General features: G+C 52.5%; 18 protein-coding genes. 8 read left to right on the forward strand and 10 right to left on the reverse strand.

The features are described 5' to 3' along the window. Window positions 1-360: 360 nt before the first annotated feature. Together LZP73_RS04430 and LZP73_RS04435 are read right to left on the reverse strand one after the other, a co-directional pair. Window positions 361-1,335 carry a hypothetical protein gene (locus tag LZP73_RS04430; RefSeq protein ID WP_234233221.1) on the reverse strand — a complete coding sequence of 325 codons (975 nt, stop codon included), beginning with the start codon at window positions 1,333-1,335 and terminating at the stop codon, window positions 361-363. Between the two features lie 11 nt (window positions 1,336-1,346). Beyond that, complete coding sequence (locus LZP73_RS04435) at window positions 1,347-2,966, reverse strand: DUF3696 domain-containing protein (RefSeq protein WP_234233222.1); 1,620 nt, start codon at window positions 2,964-2,966, stop codon at window positions 1,347-1,349. Window positions 2,967-4,126: 1,160 nt separating this feature from the next. Here LZP73_RS04435 and phbB point away from each other — a divergent pair. From phbB to phaC, 3 genes are all read left to right on the forward strand, one after another. Further along, the gene (gene phbB / locus LZP73_RS04440; protein WP_234233223.1) at window positions 4,127-4,861 is read left to right on the forward strand and encodes an acetoacetyl-CoA reductase; all 735 of its coding nucleotides are present in this window, start codon (window positions 4,127-4,129) and stop codon (window positions 4,859-4,861) included. A 54-nt stretch (window positions 4,862-4,915) separates the two neighbouring features. After that, a complete protein-coding gene (locus tag LZP73_RS04445; RefSeq protein ID WP_234233224.1) occupies window positions 4,916-5,284 on the forward strand; it encodes a phasin family protein in 369 nt (122 codons plus the stop codon). A 289-nt stretch (window positions 5,285-5,573) separates the two neighbouring features. Further along, on the forward strand, window positions 5,574-7,328 hold the full coding sequence (gene phaC / locus LZP73_RS04450) for a class I poly(R)-hydroxyalkanoic acid synthase (RefSeq protein WP_234233225.1): 1,755 nt from the start codon (window positions 5,574-5,576) through the stop codon (window positions 7,326-7,328). Window positions 7,329-7,419: 91 nt separating this feature from the next. On the opposite strand, the gene LZP73_RS04455 is transcribed toward phaC, so the two are convergent. Further along, the gene (locus LZP73_RS04455; RefSeq protein ID WP_234233347.1) at window positions 7,420-8,178 is read right to left on the reverse strand and encodes a class I SAM-dependent DNA methyltransferase; all 759 of its coding nucleotides are present in this window, start codon (window positions 8,176-8,178) and stop codon (window positions 7,420-7,422) included. A gap of 142 nt (window positions 8,179-8,320) precedes the next feature. Next, entirely contained in the window at window positions 8,321-8,617 is a 297-nt protein-coding gene (locus LZP73_RS04460; RefSeq protein WP_234233226.1) for an antibiotic biosynthesis monooxygenase family protein, read from the reverse strand. Between the two features lie 298 nt (window positions 8,618-8,915). Here LZP73_RS04460 and LZP73_RS04465 point away from each other — a divergent pair, with 298 nt between their 5' ends. Together LZP73_RS04465 and LZP73_RS04470 are read left to right on the forward strand one after the other, a co-directional pair. Then, on the forward strand, window positions 8,916-9,353 hold the full coding sequence (locus LZP73_RS04465; protein ID WP_234233227.1) for a MarR family winged helix-turn-helix transcriptional regulator: 438 nt from the start codon (window positions 8,916-8,918) through the stop codon (window positions 9,351-9,353). Window positions 9,354-9,467: 114 nt separating this feature from the next. Continuing rightward, the gene (locus LZP73_RS04470; protein WP_234233228.1) at window positions 9,468-9,716 is read left to right on the forward strand and encodes a DUF2999 family protein; all 249 of its coding nucleotides are present in this window, start codon (window positions 9,468-9,470) and stop codon (window positions 9,714-9,716) included. A gap of 211 nt (window positions 9,717-9,927) precedes the next feature. On the opposite strand, the gene LZP73_RS04475 is transcribed toward LZP73_RS04470, so the two are convergent. Further along, window positions 9,928-10,260 (reverse strand): hypothetical protein, encoded by a 333-nt coding sequence (locus LZP73_RS04475; RefSeq protein WP_234233229.1) that lies wholly within the window; start codon window positions 10,258-10,260, stop codon window positions 9,928-9,930. Between the two features lie 302 nt (window positions 10,261-10,562). Between LZP73_RS04475 and LZP73_RS04480 the strand changes: the two genes are divergently transcribed. After that, entirely contained in the window at window positions 10,563-12,494 is a 1,932-nt protein-coding gene (locus LZP73_RS04480; protein WP_234233348.1) for a peptidase U32 family protein, read from the forward strand. Window positions 12,495-12,926: 432 nt separating this feature from the next. Next, window positions 12,927-13,448 carry a hypothetical protein gene (locus LZP73_RS04485; protein ID WP_234233230.1) on the forward strand — a complete coding sequence of 174 codons (522 nt, stop codon included), beginning with the start codon at window positions 12,927-12,929 and terminating at the stop codon, window positions 13,446-13,448. Window positions 13,449-13,746: 298 nt separating this feature from the next. Here LZP73_RS04485 and LZP73_RS04490 read toward each other — a convergent pair whose 3' ends face one another. The 4 genes from LZP73_RS04490 to pbpG form a co-directional block, all read right to left on the reverse strand. Beyond that, window positions 13,747-14,259, reverse strand: coding sequence for a DUF1993 domain-containing protein (locus LZP73_RS04490; protein WP_169563605.1), 513 nt, complete (start codon window positions 14,257-14,259; stop codon window positions 13,747-13,749). Window positions 14,260-14,448: 189 nt separating this feature from the next. Further along, entirely contained in the window at window positions 14,449-14,727 is a 279-nt protein-coding gene (locus LZP73_RS04495) for a hypothetical protein (protein ID WP_169563606.1), read from the reverse strand. Window positions 14,728-14,760: 33 nt separating this feature from the next. Beyond that, on the reverse strand, window positions 14,761-15,423 hold the full coding sequence (locus LZP73_RS04500; protein WP_234233232.1) for a hypothetical protein: 663 nt from the start codon (window positions 15,421-15,423) through the stop codon (window positions 14,761-14,763). Between the two features lie 174 nt (window positions 15,424-15,597). Next, window positions 15,598-16,560 carry a D-alanyl-D-alanine endopeptidase gene (gene pbpG / locus LZP73_RS04505; RefSeq protein WP_234233233.1) on the reverse strand — a complete coding sequence of 321 codons (963 nt, stop codon included), beginning with the start codon at window positions 16,558-16,560 and terminating at the stop codon, window positions 15,598-15,600. Between the two features lie 164 nt (window positions 16,561-16,724). On the opposite strand from pbpG, the gene LZP73_RS04510 reads away from it, so the two are divergent. Further along, on the forward strand, window positions 16,725-17,363 hold the full coding sequence (locus tag LZP73_RS04510) for a pseudouridine synthase (protein WP_442800709.1): 639 nt from the start codon (window positions 16,725-16,727) through the stop codon (window positions 17,361-17,363). Between the two features lie 7 nt (window positions 17,364-17,370). On the opposite strand, the gene LZP73_RS04515 is transcribed toward LZP73_RS04510, so the two are convergent. Further along, window positions 17,371-18,258, reverse strand: a complete 888-nt coding sequence (locus tag LZP73_RS04515; RefSeq protein ID WP_234233234.1) for a hypothetical protein — start codon at window positions 18,256-18,258, stop codon at window positions 17,371-17,373. Between the last annotated feature and the right edge of the window lie 207 nt (window positions 18,259-18,465).

Here is an 18,465-nt window from a genome sequence, read left to right on the forward strand (position 1 = left end):
CCCCCGAAAACTAGCCCCACATCCTGTGGGGCTTACGCTATTTTCTTCAACGCCCTGCGGCAACTTCGATGGGGGATGGTGTTTTCCCCGACTATATGGCGCAGCTTCGAAATGAAAGAATTATTTCTTCCACATCTTTCTGTTCCATGCCTAGGTAAAAAGTGAATCAACAACATCCCTGTTTAACAGCCTTCCCACTCTCCATTGCTCGAGTTCATCACGCTATGATGCAATACTCACCACAACGAAGTTGTATGCCGTCACTAATTTTATAGCTACCCGAACTATGTTCGTGAATGAAAAATTTAAAGGGATCCTACTCAGAGAAAATACTTGAATGCCCTCTAAGTTATCAAAAATCTAAGAGACCTTTACTATCAATTGATAATTTATAAAACTCCCACCATTTTTCGAACCACTCAAAACAAATGACTTAACTGAATTATAACGAGAATCAAGTTCTTTGAAGTCATTAAACACTAATGATTCGTTATAACAAAAATCACCAGGCAAATTTCCCATCAAAGACTTATACTTAGAACAAAAATCTACAAAATTCTTACCATCATAATAAGTAACTAAAAATGAAACTCTCAGACCCAATGCATCATAATGGGAAAGTGACTTATTTAGATGATCATGTATATATTTAGCTTTAACACTACCTAACTTCATACCCTCAATTATAGAGTATGGCGACGAACCTTCTTTAATTAAAAGATCTACTTCTCCAGCTTTATAACCTTTACTTGAAACCCCTCGACGGGTTTGATCAGCAACAACATAATCTTTAGCTAACATCAAATCTCTAACTTGATCGTTATATTCATCCTCACTCGCCCCTTTGAAAATATGTCTATCTGGTAAAGATTGAATGCACCATTCAACATCCTTATAAAGCTCAGACTCAACTATTTTCATTAGGCGTGTTGGTATGCACATCGAATTTGCATCTTTCAATGTTGATAAGAAAATGTTCTCCCTCTTGATTTCATCCCTATAAATAGAATACTTATCTATTTCGGAGGAAACGATTGACTTACAATTAGTGGTAAATGCATTCCTAGTTAAATTAAATACCAAATCACAAATATCTTGGTATTCAGCCGCATCGCTATAAATACAAGTCTCGTGCCGACTCAACATTTTCTCCCAAGATATAAAATCAAAAAGATCATTCTCCTTAGCTTTTAAAGAATACTCGCACATTAGTAAGTTATTTTTATCCAAAATAACCTTATTATTTCCAGATGAAAATTTTCCAAAAAGAAACGGAAACACTAAATCTTCATTTAAATCATCTAAAAAGCTTGGACATAAACAATAAGCAAACATAAAAACCTCTTCTACTTATTATTCATTCTGTTCATTTTTGACTGCTGAATAGAGATCATGTCATCCATTTCAACATCAAGAAAACCCTTAGGCCACTTAATGTCACCATTCTCATTTATAGTCACACGTTCCAGCTCTGATGAGTCATCAGCACCATTTCGTTGAACGTTATAAATAGCAACATCATCAGAGCTTAAAGGATGATTTGCCTCAGCAACTCTTCTCCTTAGCCTCCTAATAATAGACTCACTGTGCGTTTCTATAATAAAGTATTTGTGTTCATCTATTGATATATTAATAAGAGCATCGGCCAACCATGCTTGCATATTGGGATGCAAATGGATCTCTGGCTGCTCCATAATCACAATAGAACCACGAGGGGATAAGTATGCTTGAACCAAAATAGGAAGAACCTGCGAAATTCCAAAGCCAACATCAGTAATTTCTAGATCCACATTATTCTGAACAACAATAATTCTATGAATAATATTGTTAACATTTACTACTTTAATTAACAAATCAAACTTAGCCAAAAGTATGTTTATTTTGTCTAAAATATCCATCCTTTTCTTTAAAACCTCAGCCAACTCATTCCCATCAGATGTATTTATCTGAGTTCTCAAAATAGTTTTATCCAACAAGTAATATCGCTGAGGAAAAGCTCTCAAAGGGCTAACGTGAGAAACGCTGTCGCTATTAAATACTTGCAAAAACTCTTTTGAACTGGACTTTATGAGGGCACACACAAATTTTGAAAAAATATTTTTAGACAACGTTGAATGTCGTGAAAACCTGTATTCACCAACACCACCGAAACTCATTGAATTCAAGTTTAGACCAGATATTATATCTTTCCTTGAATTATTTAAAGCGCTATTATCAACTATTTCAGATGATAGTTTGTAAGTCCCATTCTCATCATATATCTTTATGAATAACAAATCATCACCAGTATAAAATGAAACCGAATGCAAACTTAATTTATTAACCTTATAACTTAACCTGAACTCATACTCCAGCTTGCATATATTTATATTTTTACAAAAAAGAGATTCAACTGCATTGGCGAAATCCATAGTTTTTGTAAACTTTGATTTATAAATGTAATCGTTCAAATATCGAGCGGTCAATCCATCTTTATCACCATCAGAAGGTTTACCATTATTCCTAATTCCTTTAATCCTCTCAATTACATATTTTGATAAATTGACAAATTCTCCCTGAAGTCCATTTTCAAAGTCTGCATCAACAAAATACTCGTCGACAAGTTCACCATCATTAATGAAAAACCTCTGAGTTGTGTATATGAATTCATCAAAATGATTTTGAGTCACATTCTCAATTGAATTATTAACAACATCACTTGAAGTGATTGAAATAGATAAAATGTTATCTTCGTTCATTTTCCTAATTACATTTTCAGCTTCACCAAACCCCACAAGAGAACCATTAATTCTAAGAGGGCTATCGGATAGCTCATTAGAATTAACTGACTGAGTTAACATCAAAAGAAGATTCAAAATAGAACTCTTACCAAAGCTATTTGCACCAAGTAAGATAGTCAATGGTTTTAACTCTAAAGAAAATGACTCAAACGCTTTATAATTTTTACACTTTATTTCTTTAAACACAAAATTTATTCCTTTAGGATTAGACGTTTAAATTAAAAAAATCAAACCACAGTAAAACAACAAAATGACGAGCTTTAGACTACTAAAGATCAAAAAATGCCAAGCCGATTTTATTAATAAATCCTTACATAACAATGACGAATAAAAAACCAAACGCCATCACTCTTTTAACCAAAATGCATAGGTAAACACTATTGCCAACTGAGCACAGCTACCCCATCGAAGTTGCCGTAGGGCACATAGCCAAATTGCGTGAGTCTTGCCATGGATGGCAAGCTAGCTTTCGCAGGTGCAGGGATGCAGCCTTCGGAAGCGGTAGCAAATTTGGCTGAGAGCCCAAGGGGCCTTCAACTTCGTCGGGGCGCCGGGGGATTTCCAAAAGGGGAACAGGCGCTTTTCCCCTTTTGGTCGGGTGTGGGTTGAAGACCCACGACTTTACACCTCCGACAGACGGTTAAATCCCGACGGGTTATTAGAGCAGGCTATCGAATCCCACAGGGTCTCGAGAGGCCTAGGCCCGCTGCGACTGGAAGCTGCAACCATGCAGCTTCACGTCTTTCAAACAGGCTACCGTTCCGCGTGGCGGGCCGTCAGCCCTTGGCTTCCGCTAAACGACTGACACGCTACCGCCCATAACTTTGCCTGCCACAGAGCAATGTGAAACACCATTTTTAGAGTTAACAACAAGAGTGACCAAATCCTAACCGCATCTTGGCGATAAGATATTGATCTGCTGCACTAAGGAGGAAGATGGAATGTGATGCGCTTCCATTCATAACAACGGCTCCTGGAGCACCGCGTTGACTGACACTTATGCCCCCACTCCTTGAGACAACTTAAGCATCGGCCTTATGCCTGATTAATCAAAGGCTAAATTATGCTTACTCTAAATCCAGTCCAGATTACCCCAGACGCACTACATACGGCAAGAAAACTCATAAAATACATTCAGCAAATCAGTAACATCCAGACCATTAAAATATTCAGCTTCAAAACCAACCCTTGCCCATGACTGAAAGGTAAAAGGACAGGAATGTCATTCGAGCGTCGTTTTTCTGTGACTTAAATTTCGTCTTAATGTCACCTCAATGTCACTCCTTTGTCACTTGGCAAGCCGAATAATGACGCATCAAGGATCCACAGGGAGCAGGGAGCAATTAATGACAGATGTAGCTTTGGTTACCGGCGGTACGGGGGGCATAGGCAGTGCCATCTGCCAGGCATTGAGCCGCGAGGGTTATCGGGTGGTTTCCACTTACAGCAACGAGACCAAGGCCAGGCAATGGCAGGATGAGCAGAGGCGACAGGGACACGACATCGCCATCTTTGGCAGCGACGTGCGCAACTATGACCAGTGCCTGCGCACTGTGCTGGATATCGAGGAGGTGCTGGGCCCCATTGCCGTGCTGGTCAATTGCGCCGGTATCACCCGCGACAAGAGCATCAAGAAGCTGACCCCTGAGATGTGGCAGCAGGTGATAGACGTCAACCTCACAGGGGTATTCAACTTCAGCTCCATAGTGGCCAAGTGCATGCTGGAGCGCAACTACGGCCGTATCATCAATATCTCTTCCATCAATGGCCGCAAGGGCCAGTTCGGCCAGGTCAACTACGCCGCCGCCAAGGCAGGGATCCACGGCCTGACCATGAGCCTGGCCCAGGAACTGGCGCCCCACGGCATCACAGTCAACACCCTGGCCCCCGGCTATGTCGCCACCGAGATGGTGATGCAGGTGCCGACCGAGATACTCGACAAGATAGTGGCCCAGATCCCGGTGGGACGCCTGGGGCAACCGGAGGAGATCGCCCGCGCCGTCAGCTTCCTGGCAAGCCCGGATGCAGGCTTTATCACAGGCAGCGAACTGGCCATCAACGGCGGCCAGCACATGTACTGAGCTCAAACAACTCAAGTGACCCAAGCAACCCAACCACGCAATAAGGAAATGACGATGGATTACAACCTTTTCAACAGCTTCAGCGAACAAGCCCAAAAGATGTTCAAGCCCGTCAGCGATATCAACCGCCTGATGGTGGACAATATCCAGATGGTCACAGATTTCCAGCTGACCACCCTCAAGACCTATGCCGATCTGCAGCTGCAACAGTTGAAAAGCGCCACAGAGATCCGCGATCCCGACAGCCTGCAACACTATGTCAAGGGTCAGATGGATTTCATGACCAAGGTGAACCAGCAGATGGTGGAAGACGGCAAGACACTGACCGACATGGGTCAGCGTTTCCGTGACCAGATGCAGCAGATCCTGGCTGAGGAAGGCACTGCCAAGTCTGCTCCCAAGGCCCAGGCCAAAGCCGTCTGACGCTAAGCTCTGAGCACTCGGCTCTGAGCACTCGGCTCTGAGCACTTAGCTCTGAACTCTCAGTTCTGAGCTCTCAGTGCTGAATAAGGAGGCAGCGACCCGACGAGACGCTGCCTTCATGCCAATGCCCATCCAATGCGGATGAGCAATCCGGGTGGGCAATGGCATGGAGCGACCCAGACGACAGACTTAGGCGACAGACTTAGACAATAGACGCAGTCGGGTCGCAGACTGACATAGGCGAGCGTTGGATAGCATTGGACCAGCGTTAAACAAAATCGGGTGATAAATGACAGCGCATAAAGACTGGGAGCAGGAATGCTTCGAGCTCGGCAAATCCTATTGGCAGGTGTTCGACAACCTCTGGCAGCAGGGCAACAGCTACTGGCAGGGCGATGGCGGCGAGCAGTGGGCCGAGGCAGTCAAGCAGGCCAACCAGGCCTGGCTTGGCAATCCCAGTGGGCTGTTTTCCCTCTACAACCAATGGCTGGAGAAGCAGCAACAGCTGTGGCAGCAGACCAGCCAGCGCCTGCTGGGTGGCCAATTCCACACTGTGGCCGAGCCCAGGACGGGCGATCAGCGCTTCAATCATCCCCAGTGGCAAAGCCACCCGCTGTTTGACTTCATCAAGCAGGCCTATCTCATCAACAGCGAATACCTGGACGCCCTCTTCGCCCAACTGCCCGAGCTGGATCCCAAGATGCGCCAGCAATTGCAGTTCAATACCCGCCAGTACATCAGCGCCCTGGCGCCGACCAACTTCCCCTGGTCCAACCCGGACGTGATAGAGCAGACCCTGGCCTCGGGGGGCAAGAACCTCAGCGAGGGCCTCAAGCGCCTGGCGGACGATCTGGAAAACAGCCCTTTGGGGCTCAACCTGCCGATGACAGATTTGAACGCCTTCAAGCTGGGGGAAAATATTGCCGCCACCCCAGGCCAGGTGGTGTTCCAAAACCGCCTGATGCAGCTCATCCAATACCAGCCCAGCACTGACACAGTCGCCAAACGGCCGCTGCTGCTGGTGCCGCCCTGGATCAACAAGTTTTACGTGCTGGATCTCAAGCCCCAGAACTCGCTGATAAAATACCTGGTCGATCAGGGCCATAGCTTATTTGTGATCTCCTGGGTCAACCCGGATGCCAGCCTGGCCGAGGTGAGCTTCGAAGATTATATGCAAGAAGGCCCGCTGGCGGCATTGGAGGCCATAGCCCTGGCCACGGGCGAGCAGCAGGTCAATACCCTGGGATATTGCATAGGTGGCACCCTGCTGGCCTGCACCCAGGCCTTGCTTGCCTCCAGGCGCAGCAAACGCATCGCCAGCACCACTTACCTGACCACACTGCTGGACTTTGCCGATCCCGGCGAAATAGGGGTGTTCATCAATGAGCAGTCGGTCGCGGCGCTGGAGCGGCAGATGCAACAAGTAGGCTTCTTCGATGGCCGCATGATGGCGCTCGGCTTCAACATGCTCAGGGAAAACGATCTCTTCTGGTCTTTCTTCATCAGCAACTACCTCAAGGGCGAGCTGCCGCCGGCCTTCGATCTCTTGTATTGGAACAGCGACAGCACCAATCTGCCGGCGGCCATGCACAGCTTCTACCTGCGACAGATGTACCTGGAGAACAAGCTGGTCAAGGATGAACTCAAGCTGGCCGGGCGCTATCTGCGCCTGGGCAAAATAGCCACACCTTCCTACTTCCTGGCGACGGAGAAGGACCATATTGCCAAGTGGCAGGCCTGCTTCCAGGGTGCCCGCGCCCACGGCGGCGACAAGACCTTCGTGCTCGCCGGCTCAGGTCATATCGCCGGGGTCATCAACCCGCCGGCGGCACAAAAATACGGCTACAGCACCTGTACCGATCTGGCGTTGGAACCGCTGGAGTGGCAACACAGGGCCGAGCGTCACAATGGTTCCTGGTGGGAACACTGGCAGAGCTGGCTTAAGCCCCTGCGCGGCGGCGAAGTCCCGGCGAGACAGCCCGGCGACGGTCAGTTGCCTGTGTTGGAAGCCGCCCCCGGCAGCTATGTGGGTCGCAGGCTCTAGCGCACAGTCCCGATCCTGCACAGTTCTAGCTCCCAAATCCACTTAGTCGGCGACAACTTAGCAGAAGATGGGGCCTGTATCAGGGCCCGGGCTAGATCTTGGTGCAGACAAACAAGGCATTGCCCGAGCGTTCGCCACCAAGCTCAGCGCCCCAGGGCACGATTCTTTGGTAATCGTGCTCGAAAATCTGCACCTCAAAGTAGGGCGCCAGCAGGGCCTGCAGCTCACTGAAACCGGTCGCCACCATGGCATGGGTGTCTTGCCACTGCTCAGTCACCTGATCCCGAGTCTTGGCTATGCTCAGGTTCAGCGACTGCTGCTCCCCCTCACCGCAATAATGCCAGCCGGATTCGAACACAAAGCGGCTGTCTTCAAACTCGGCGCTGTGCCTGACCGATGCCTTATTGTTGATCTTGTGCTTGTCGACAGAGTTGAAACAAAACAGCCCACCGGCATTCAAGGCCCGGTGCGCGCTGGCGATGCAGGCCTCAAGGGCTTGGATACCGGCCGAATAATGGATGGAATACAGGAAGCAGGTGATGAGATCCACGCTCTGCTCCAGACAGAAAGCCGCCATGTCCTGCAGGCTGAAGTGTGCCTCTGGGCAGCGGCGCCTGGCGATGTCCAGCATGGGCTGATTGATATCCAGCCCGCCGCTCAGGTAACCCAAGTCGATGAAATGCCTGACATGGGGGCCGGTGCCGCAGGCCAGATCCAGATGCTGGTTGCCGCCGTTGCCAAACAGCTGCGCCAGGCGATCTATGCCCTTGCTTTGCTGTTGGTAGTCTATGTCGCAACACATTAAATCATAGTAACAGGACAGATCCGTATAGAGGGCATTGGAAGACATGGGATGTAAGGGGCGCATGGGGCAAGTTAGGGTGGCGCATCATATATCAGATAACGCAAATCACGAAGCGACTCGTTGACACTGCCGCCGAGGGATGAGCCACGGCCCCTTTCCCTACCCTCGACTGTCTACCCTCTAGTCTCTAGTCTCTGATCACTTGGTACAGGGCGGGATCGCCGCTCAAGCCTTCGACCCCCTTGGTCCCCAGGCTTTGGCGCATTTTTTGGGCCGCCAGGTAAAAGGCGTTTTGGCTTTCCCAGACGGCAACATTGACCAGTTGGAAAGTCGCATCGGCCTGCAATGACTGATGCAGCCGGGTCGAGATATAACCAGGTTGTTGCGCCATAAAATCCCTATGGGCCTCCCAATATTGAATCGACTCCTGCAGCTTGCCTTCGGGCACCTTGAATGGATTGATCAGTATCACGGGTTCAGACATGTTTTTCTCCTGGGTTAAGGGGGCTCAAGCGCCCCTGAGCCTTGGGTCGTGCGGGCATGGGGCCACCAGCCAAATTAAGTACATCAGCCAAATCGAGCCCATACGCAAAAGTGATGGCACCACCGAGTCATTCAATGGCTTGCAACAGCCAGAGCTGAATGCCTAAGCTTGCCGTAGCTGCTAATCGCCTGCTGATATTCGAGCTGACATAGGCTAAACTATGACAACAAATTGTCATTATCGACAACATGTTGTCACAATTGACAATATGCTGTCAACTTGCAGATGAGAGAAATCCATGGAGCGTTCGCCCGAAGGCCAATTATTTACCGACATTATTCTGGAGGTTTTCAAGCTCAGTGGCCTGTTGGCCACTGCGGGAGACAGGCTCACCCGCGATCAACAGATGAGCAGTGCCCGCTGGAAGGTACTGGGCGCCCTGGCCCGCTCGCCAAGCCCTATGACGGTGTCACAAATTGCCCAGTCCATGGGGCAGAGTCGTCAGGGGGTGCAAAGAATCGCGAATGAGCTGCTTGAACTTGGGGTGTTGGTATTTGAGGAGAATCCACTGCACAAGAAAGCCAAACTCTTGGTGTTGACTGCCAAGGGCTTTGAGGTGCTGCAGCAGATTGAAGCTAAGCAGATCCCTTGGGCCAACGCCTGCGCCCAGGGAATGGATGTTACAGAAATGACGCAGGCCTTAGCCATGCTTAGAAAACTGGCGCAGGTTTGCTAGAATCGGCAACCTGCGAATACCGAGCATGCATCCGATGCAAGCAACTCACGCAAGTAACTCACGCAAGTAACTAACGCAAGCAACTAACGCAAGCAACTAACGCAAGGAAATATCGTGAATCCTATTATTGCCCTCTTGAAAGAACACAAGATCAGCGACCAGCAAGTCAAGGCCCTGTTCCAGAGCCTCACGGAAAATCCCCTGATGGCCATGGGCACCCTGGGGCAGCTCGGCATCGCGCCGGAAAAACTGCAGGGACTCATGATGCAGGTGATGCAAAACCCTGGCCTCATCAAGGACGCAGTCGCCGAACTGGGACTGGATTTTGCCAAGGTGGAAGCCGCCAAGGCACAGATGAAGTAAGGGTGTTTCGCCCCCACGCTTTTCGGCCTTGCGGCCGAGAAGTTGTGGGCTTCCCGCCCCTCAGATTTTAAAGAGGGTCGGGCAAGGAGGACTGCCCGGGTGTGGGTTGAAGACCCACGACTTTCATCCAAACGAAGTTTGGACAGAACAAATACAGGTAGGCATGCCGAATGCTCGAAAGCCGGCAGCGACTTAGCGATGCTCAGTAAATCTAGCCGCGACGCAGTAAGGCTATCCAGTCATCCGGGTTGGCGAGGATGAACTGGTAACTGCGGCCGTCCTTGAGGGTGATTTCAATGCCGTCCGAGGTCACTGGGAGTATGCCGCCGCCCTTGCCCCAACATTTTGTCACCTCGGCAATGGCAGCCAGTGCTATGCTGTAGGGCCCCAGGCCAAATTGCTTGTTGAATGCGCTGAAGTCCAGTGTCGTTGCCGTGAGCTGCAAGCTGCCGTCGGCCCTTGCCCCCCCCTGCTGCACAGATGCCAGTGTCGACTTGATGATATCGCCGCCCTTTCCGTTAGCGCCGGTTTGAGACATGTTCATGTTTACATTCCCTATAAAATCAATCATGTAAGAGTCAACCCTGCAAGAGTCAAGGCTGCCGGGCCCAGGCATTATTTATAACATTGAAACCTTTGCCCAGGCAAACCCGAGCCCAGGCGATGCAAGGTCATCCCAACACCACTGCCGACCAGTCCATACCCGAACATGGCCTCCGCCCCCCGGCGCCGGCGTATTATTGCCCCGGCCCGGGCGGTTAAGTCTTTTATGAATTATTGGCTCTGCTATACTCACAGCCCCGAAATACCCAGGCATTTCATAGGTGAGTGCAGAGCATGTCCACAATGTCCCAGATAGGCGTTGAAGTCTTTCATCCCGGCCAGGCGGCCACGAACGAATCCGATCCCCGGCAGCAGACTGCGCCGGTACAGCTGGCCGACAACCGGCTGGAGCTGCTGGCCCCGGCCAAGAATGCCGACTATGGCATAGAGGCCATACGCCACGGTGCCGATGCCGTCTATATAGGTGGCCCGGCCTTCGGTGCCCGCCATACCGCCGGCAACAGCGTCGAGGATATCGCCCGCCTGTGTGCATTCGCCCACCGCTACCATGCCCAGGTCTTTGTCACCTTCAACACCATCTTGCTCGATGACGAGCTGGAAGAGGCCAGGCAGCTGATCTGGACCGTCTATGAGGCCGGGGCCGACGCCATCATAGTGCAGGATCTTGGGCTGTTGGAGCTGGAGTTGCCGCCCATAGCGCTGCACGCCAGTACCCAGATGGACAACAGGGTGCCGGCCAAGGTGGCCTTCCTCGAGCATGTGGGTTTTTCCCAGGTGGTACTGGCGCGGGAGCTGAGCCTGAAACAGATCCGTGCCGTCGCCGCCGAGACCCAAATGCGGCTGGAATTCTTCGTCCACGGCGCCCTCTGTGTGGCCTACAGCGGCCAATGCTATATCAGCGAGGCCTATACAGATCGCAGCGCCAACCGCGGCGAGTGTTCCCAGCAATGCCGTATGCCGGGCAACCTCAAGACACGCCAGGGCGAGGTGATCGCCAGCAATGATCACATGCTGTCGCTCAAGGACAACAACCAGACGGACAACCTGGAGACGCTGATCGATGCCGGCATTCGCTCCTTCAAGATAGAGGGTCGCCTCAAAGATCTGAGCTACGTCAAGAACGTCACCGCCCACTATCGCCAACAGCTGGACGCCATCATGGCCCGCCGTCCCGAGTTCCAGAGTGCCTCCCACGGCCGCTGCAGTTACAACTTCACCCCGGATCCCGACAAGAGCTTCAACCGCGGCAAGACCGACTACTTCGTGCATGAGCGCAAGCCGGGGATCAGCGATTTCCGTACCCCCAAGTATCTGGGGCTGGACGTGGGCAAGGTCAGCAAGATAGGCAAGGATTACATAGTGGTGGACTCGGATGCCGAGTTTCATAACGGGGATGGCCTGGGCTATTTTGCCGCCAACTACCAGCAGGCGCGGCTGTCGGACGACAAGCTGTCGGGCTTCAGGGTTAACCGCGCCGAGGGCAAGACCCTGTACCTCACCCAAGTGCCAAAAGACTTGCAGTTGGGCGCGACTCTGTACCGCAACAAAGATCAGGCCTTCGAGGCGCTGCTGGCCAAGGAGTCGGCCGAGCGCTTGCTGATGCTGGATTTTCAGCTCGCAGATCGCGATGGCGGCCTGGCGCTCACGGCCGCCGACCGCTATGGCCACAGCGTGACAGTCCATGCCGACTTCGACAAGCAGCAGGCCAAAGATCTCGAGCGCAACCGCGACTCGCTGACGAAAAATCTCGGCAAGCTGGGCAACACTGACTATCAGCTGGGCGAGGTGACCCTCGGCGATGCGGCGGCGGTGTTTGTGCCGGCCTCGGTGCTCAACGGCCTGCGACGCGAGGCTGTCGAGGCGCTGGATAAGGCCCGCATCCAGGGCTATCTCAGGCCTACCCCATGGCAGCGGGACGACAGCGCCCGTTTCCCCCAGCGCAGCCTCACCTATCTTGGCAACGTCGCCAACCAGAAGGCCAAGGATTTCTACACCCGCCACGGGGTGGTGTCGATTCGCGATGCCTACGAGGTACGGCCGGTGAAGGGCGATGCGCCGCTGATGATCACCAAGCACTGCATTCGCTACAGCTACAATATGTGTCCCAAGGAAGTCCCTGGGATCAAGGCAGATCCACTGGAGATGGAACTGGGCGGCAAGCAGTTCAAGCTGGTATTCGACTGCCACAAGTGCGAGATGCTGCTGGTAGGCTAACCCTGCCCCATGTTTGGGCATGGGTATGGGCTCGGGCATGGGTCAGGGCCAGACCAGAGAAAGCCCGGGACGAGCGGTCGTCCCGGGCTTTTTGTTATCACTCACACTGGCCGCAATATATTCATTCCAGCGATGCAGATCTCAAAAACGCCTGAACTCAGAGCGCGCCTCTTCTATCTGAGCGCAGCTTGGTTAATTGCCTGTGACGTACGACGGTGACCTCATACTCAACGCATGGTTTAAGTATTTTATTATTGCCGGGATCCATGGACGCTTATTTGCGATCTGATTGACTAATAGCATTCCCGTTGATAATTTACCCTTCTTTAAGACCGAGTCACAATAACAGCTTTCCGAAGTAACACTCGTCATAAAGCAGAACCGGCCGATGCGGGTGTGATATGGATGCCAACAATTTAATGGATTAACGCAATGAAAAAACTTATCTTATGCACCCTTGTCTTAAGTATTTCCGCCTGTAAGAGCACAGATATAAGAACCATAGCCGACTCTGTCTCGGATATTGCCGGGATCGCCGACAATGGCGGCACAAGCGGCGGTTCCGTCCCAGGCTATCAACACCCGAGCCAACAATACTCGATCAGCTCGACGCCATTCTATATTACCGACAATACCAAGATGAATCCTGAACTCGGCGCCATACGTTCCATTACCCAGGAAAAGAATCCCAAGGGCATGACCATGGTGAGAGTGGTGGCTTACCATCAAGACAGCGGCGCGGCGATGGACAGCACAAGCTATTTATATGCGGTTGACGCTAACGGTTGGCTGAAAAAAGATGCGGTGGCATCTTTTCATCCGCAAGCCATCAATATTAACAGCGGTGTCTATTATCTGAAGGCCGAGGCCAAGGACGGCGGTGATTTTTATACCTCCGGCATGGTGACCTTGGCCAAAGGCGTCACCAACGTGGTGACCATAGAACTCCAATAAGCACTCGAGTTCGAGCAGATTTAATTGCCTCAACTCAATAAGTGGACCCAGGGTCCACTTTTTTTTTTGCCTGCCTACCCTGCCGCCGTTCTGAAATAACCGGACCCAAGCCCTTTCATCCATGCAGCACTCAGGCTGCAAAGGCGAATAGATAAAAATCCGGCTCCACTCCTTTGCCCAATTAACCGGCTCAATCAACCGGCTTCAATCAACCGGCTTTGGGCAGCACAAAGTCAGGTCTGGGCAGCTTGTCCAGAATGCCGTACAGGGTGCGTTTCATCAGGGCAAAACCTTGGATTCAGGATTGAAACGGCATGGCGCCGAGGTAATCCTTCTTGCCCAGGTCGACGCCGTTATGGCGCAGTATGGCGTAGGCCGTGGTGACGTGGAAGTAGAAGTTGGGGATCGCATTTTCTATGGCGAACTCATAGCCCATGAGGTACTTGCCTTCCCAGCGGGGTTGGGATACGTGGATAGCGGCGGCATTGGCAAAATCGGCCTCGCTGAAACCACTGAGATAGTCGAGCACGGAGGCGATGCGCGCCTGCAGCTCGTCCAAGCTGGTTTCATTGTCTTCATGCTTGGGCACTGAATCCAGCTTGCCGGTCAGGCGAGCCACGCCTATCTTGGCTATGTCGCAGGCGATCTGTACCTGACGAGTCAGGTTGAATTGATCCGGCGCCAGACGCGCGTTGAGCAAGACTTCCATATCCACCTTCTTGTGGTGGGCGAAGGCCCTGCCCTCTTCGAGAATATTGCTCAAATTTTTCAGCATCTTGCTAAATTGCACAACGGTGAGATCATAAAGCATGGCATAGCCCTCAGTGTGGAACGCGACAGAAACACGACCTTAAATTATTTGGCGACGCAGCCGATTATTGCAACCTGCACATGAAAGAATTGGGCTCACGCATTCAGGCGGCAACGCCAGCGGCCATGGAGTTGCCGCCTGAGAGTGTCGGCCAATTTACCGCTGAACAGACCGAGGCATACCGGACAATCAGGCAAACTTGCTCAGCAGCTTGAGCACTATGCCGCCGAAGCTTTCGGCATTGGCGACTATCTGGTTGACTTTGGTGTTTTCTGATGCGGATGACTTCACTATGTTCATCAGCTCATTGAGCTTCTGCACATCTGCGGGTTCGGGAAACAACTGTTGCACTTCCGCGTCCGTCATGCCCGTCAGGGAGGTTATTTGGGGGGCGAGTTTGGCATCTGCCTTGGCCGCGCTGTCCGCAATCGCCTTGTCTATATCCAGGTCATCCAAATTGACTGGCATCTTGTCGCCTCCTTATGCTTGCTTCGTTATGACTCAGAGTGAGTTACGTATTGCCTTGAGTTTTTCCAGGTATTGCGCCGCCGCATCGGCTTTCTGCTGGGCATTCTGGGTCTTGCTCAGCAAGTCGCTTATCGCTTCGTCTGTGTTGTCTATCAGCTTATCCACTTTGGCCTCAGGAACGCCCGCCATCGCCAGATAGCGGTCACGGTTTTCCGCCACTTCGGCCGCCGACAGCAGGAAGCTGCCGATGCTGTTGTTCAGCGCCTTGGCCTGGGTGTAATCGGCACGGATCTTGGCTTCGACGCTCCGCTCCAAAGCATCTATGGGGTCGATGAGCTCAGCCCGCTTCTGATTTATTCTGGCCACCAGCTTAGGCCCGAGTTTAACTATGAAGGCCAGGCGCTGATTGGGGTCATTTTCCTGCACCAGGGTATTCCAGGCGGCCGCGATCGCCGGGGTGGCAAAGAACTCGGCGGCAAAGGTCGGCACCCATTCCTTGTCGATGAAGCTGTCTATCTGTTGGCGCTTCTGCTCGAAGTATTTCTGCAGCAGGGTCAGGTGCGCCGCTTCGATGGCCACGAGGCGTTTGCCCAGCTCGGCCGACAGCGCCGGCGCCTCGGGGGGAATATTCACACAAGCCGTGACAGTGCACAGCAAGATGCCGGTAATGCCTGTCCTGAATTTTGGCAGCTTCATCTTCATTCCTTAAAAGTCGCGGCGCCTTTAAAAGTAGCAGTACTCTCCAGTATTTGCCGTTGCCAATTTGTCCTGACTGTCATTAATGTCTGTCCATTCAGCAGCCTTCCATTCAGCAGCCTGGGCATGAGTAACCATGACCAAGCTAACGCAACGCCAGGAATAAGACCAGCGTTAACTCTGCTCGGCCGCCGTTTGCCTTTGCTTGAGTTTCTGCTGTTTATACTCTTTTGCCGCTGTCGGAACCGGACTTACCTTACCCGTTTCCAGCCATTTCCTTAGCCGGTTGGCGTCCCCCAGATGGGTGTATTTACCGAACGCATCCAGCACCACCAGGGCCACCTGGCGCTCGGCCATCTCGGTGCGCATCACCAAACAGTGGCCCGCCTCATCGGTGAAGCCCGTCTTGGTCAGGGCTATGTCCCAGTTCTTCTTGGCAACCAGAGGGTTGGTGTTATAAAAATCCAGGCGGTATTTGGGCTTGCGAAAGGTGACGGTTTTTTTCTGGGTGGAACTCAGCTGGCCGAGCAAGGGATATTGCGCGCTGGCCTTGAGCAATAGAATGAGATCGCCGGCGCTGGAGACGTTATGAAACGACAGGCCGGTCGGCTCCACATAGTGGGTATGGCTCATGCCCAGGCGCTTGGCCTTGGCGTTCATCGCCGCAATGAAGGCAGCATAGCCACCTGGGTAGTGATGGGCCAGGGTAGCGGCCGCACGGTTTTCCGACGACATGAGTGCCAGCAGCAGGATATCCTTGCGGCTGAGTTCACTGCCTAACCTTATCCGGGAAAATACCCCCTGCACCTCCTGGGTTTGATCGATCTTTATCGCCAGTTTCTCATCCAGAGGCAAGTTGGCATCCAGGGTTACCATGGCGGTCATCAACTTGGTGACCGAGGCGATAGGCACCACCAAATCCGGATGACTCGAATACAAAACCTCATTGGTCTCAAGATCCACCAACATGGCACTGCCAGATGCCAGCTCAGGCACTGTCTTGGGCTTCGAGCTCGTCTCGGCTGTGCTGCTCTTCACAGCACCGGCTTTGGATGCGCCTGTCAGGGAGGCGGTGGCAGCGACGCAAAAACTGCTGCAGGCGAGTATCACACTGGTGAGTAACACAAATGTTTTCATTGAAGGCGTCTCTTCGTTGGAGGCGTCGCAATAGGGCACGATCGAATAGACCGCAGCATAGGACAGTTTGCTGCCAACGGCAATGTCGAACCTCCGGCTTCCGGGTTATACTGCGCCTTCCTTATCGTCCATCAACCACAGGGCCTGAACCACAGCAGCCTCCTATGCCGTCAAGAGTCATGTCATCACAGCCAAGCAAAAGCAGCAGCACTGCAACTGCATCCACAACACCGCCTGAACATAGGCATTTCAAGCTGTACAAGCCCTTCGGCTACCTGAGCCAATTCGTTCAGGAACCCAGGAAGCGGAAGAAGCTGGTCGGTGAACTGTTCGATTTCCCCAGCGAGATCATGGCGATAGGCCGGCTGGATCATGACTCTGAAGGGCTGTTACTGCTGACCACCAGCGGCATGGCAAGCCATAGGGTTCGCAGCGCCGAGGTGGAGAAGGAATATTATGTCCAGGTCGATGGCGACATGAATGACGCGGCATTGGCTCGGCTGACCAGCGGCGTGAGCATCACGGTCAAAGGCGAGCGCTTCGACACCTCGCCCTGCCTGGCCCGGCGCCTGCCTGCCGCACCCAGCTTGCCAGACAGGGGCCGTAAACTCAGGGACTCAAGACATGGCCCCACCTGCTGGCTGTCCATCACCCTCAAGGAAGGCAAGAATCGACAGATCCGCAAGATGACGGCGGCGGTCGGTTTTCCCACCCTCAGGCTGGTACGGGTGCGCATAGGAGACATTCACCTCGATGGGATGCAGGCCGGCGAAGTGCGGCCATTGCCCCGGCTCGGCGCCTGATTGCCCGTCAGTCCTCCAGCTTGGAGATATACAGGCGCTGCACATCGTTCTGCCACAGCTGGATGATCTTGCGGCTCTTGTCTTTATTCCAGAAGCATTTGCCGAACAGTATGATCCCGGCCCCTTCCAGATCCCGTCTGTCGGTTATGCCGAAGCGTTTGAGCAACTCGGGCTTGAAGGGCGCTATGGGGATGCCTATGTCCTTGGCATCCGCCGGATTGAGCCAGAGCAGATCTTTATCCGTATGGGAAATGGTGCCCCAATACATGTGCGGCTTGTGGCCGTCGGCCGGCTCGGCATCGGCGAAGTTGACGAACAGGTTCCGGGCGCGCCAACGGTACTTGCGCTCGCTGTCGGTATAGATCCAGAGATCCGAATCGGCCAAGTCGCTGCCCCGCAGCAGGCTGTGGAGCAAGGTCTGCAGTCCCTGGCTGGCAACCCTGGGCTCGCTCTGGGCATTGGCCTTGGCCGCAGCCTCCCCGGCGGCACCTTTAGCACTGACAGCAACAGCACCAGCGGCCGGCAGTTCAGTGGCTTTCTCGTCAGCCTGCCCATCGGCAGCGAGCGCCTTGGACGGCCGACGGGGCATGCGGCTGAAGTCGATCAGCAAGGCGTCGGCGTCGAGCAGCAGCTGCTGCACCTCGAGCGCATCCTGCTCCTCCTGGCTGCGCTGGGCCGAAGGGTGATATTCGCGGCAATCCAGGCTGTGATAGCGGGAGCCGAAACAGGCGGCCTTGCCGTCGCTCGATGCCTTGCGGTAATAGGCCTTGCCGCCGCAGGCGGGGCAAGACAACCAATGACGATAGGCCTCTATCTCGGCATCGCTGAGTTTCTGGAACCGAAACACGCTGTAGGTCACGGCCTCATCGTTGAAGCTGCAAAGGGCATCTAGCATAGGGACTCTCAATTAAAAAGCCGGTTAGAGAAACGCGCTAAATCCTGACGTTTCAGTCTGATAGCCGTTGTTTACCTGCCCAGCTTAAAACGTTACGCCAAGAATGCCAAACGGCTCGAGGAACTCATCCCGGACAAACGCGCTGCCCAGATTGGCGAAATGAGTGGCGCCCGGGCGCAAAAACATAACAATTGGTTAACTTTTGTG

This window comes from Shewanella sp. AS16, from assembly GCF_021412365.1.
Taxonomy (GTDB): Bacteria; Pseudomonadota; Gammaproteobacteria; order Enterobacterales; family Shewanellaceae; genus Shewanella; species Shewanella salipaludis.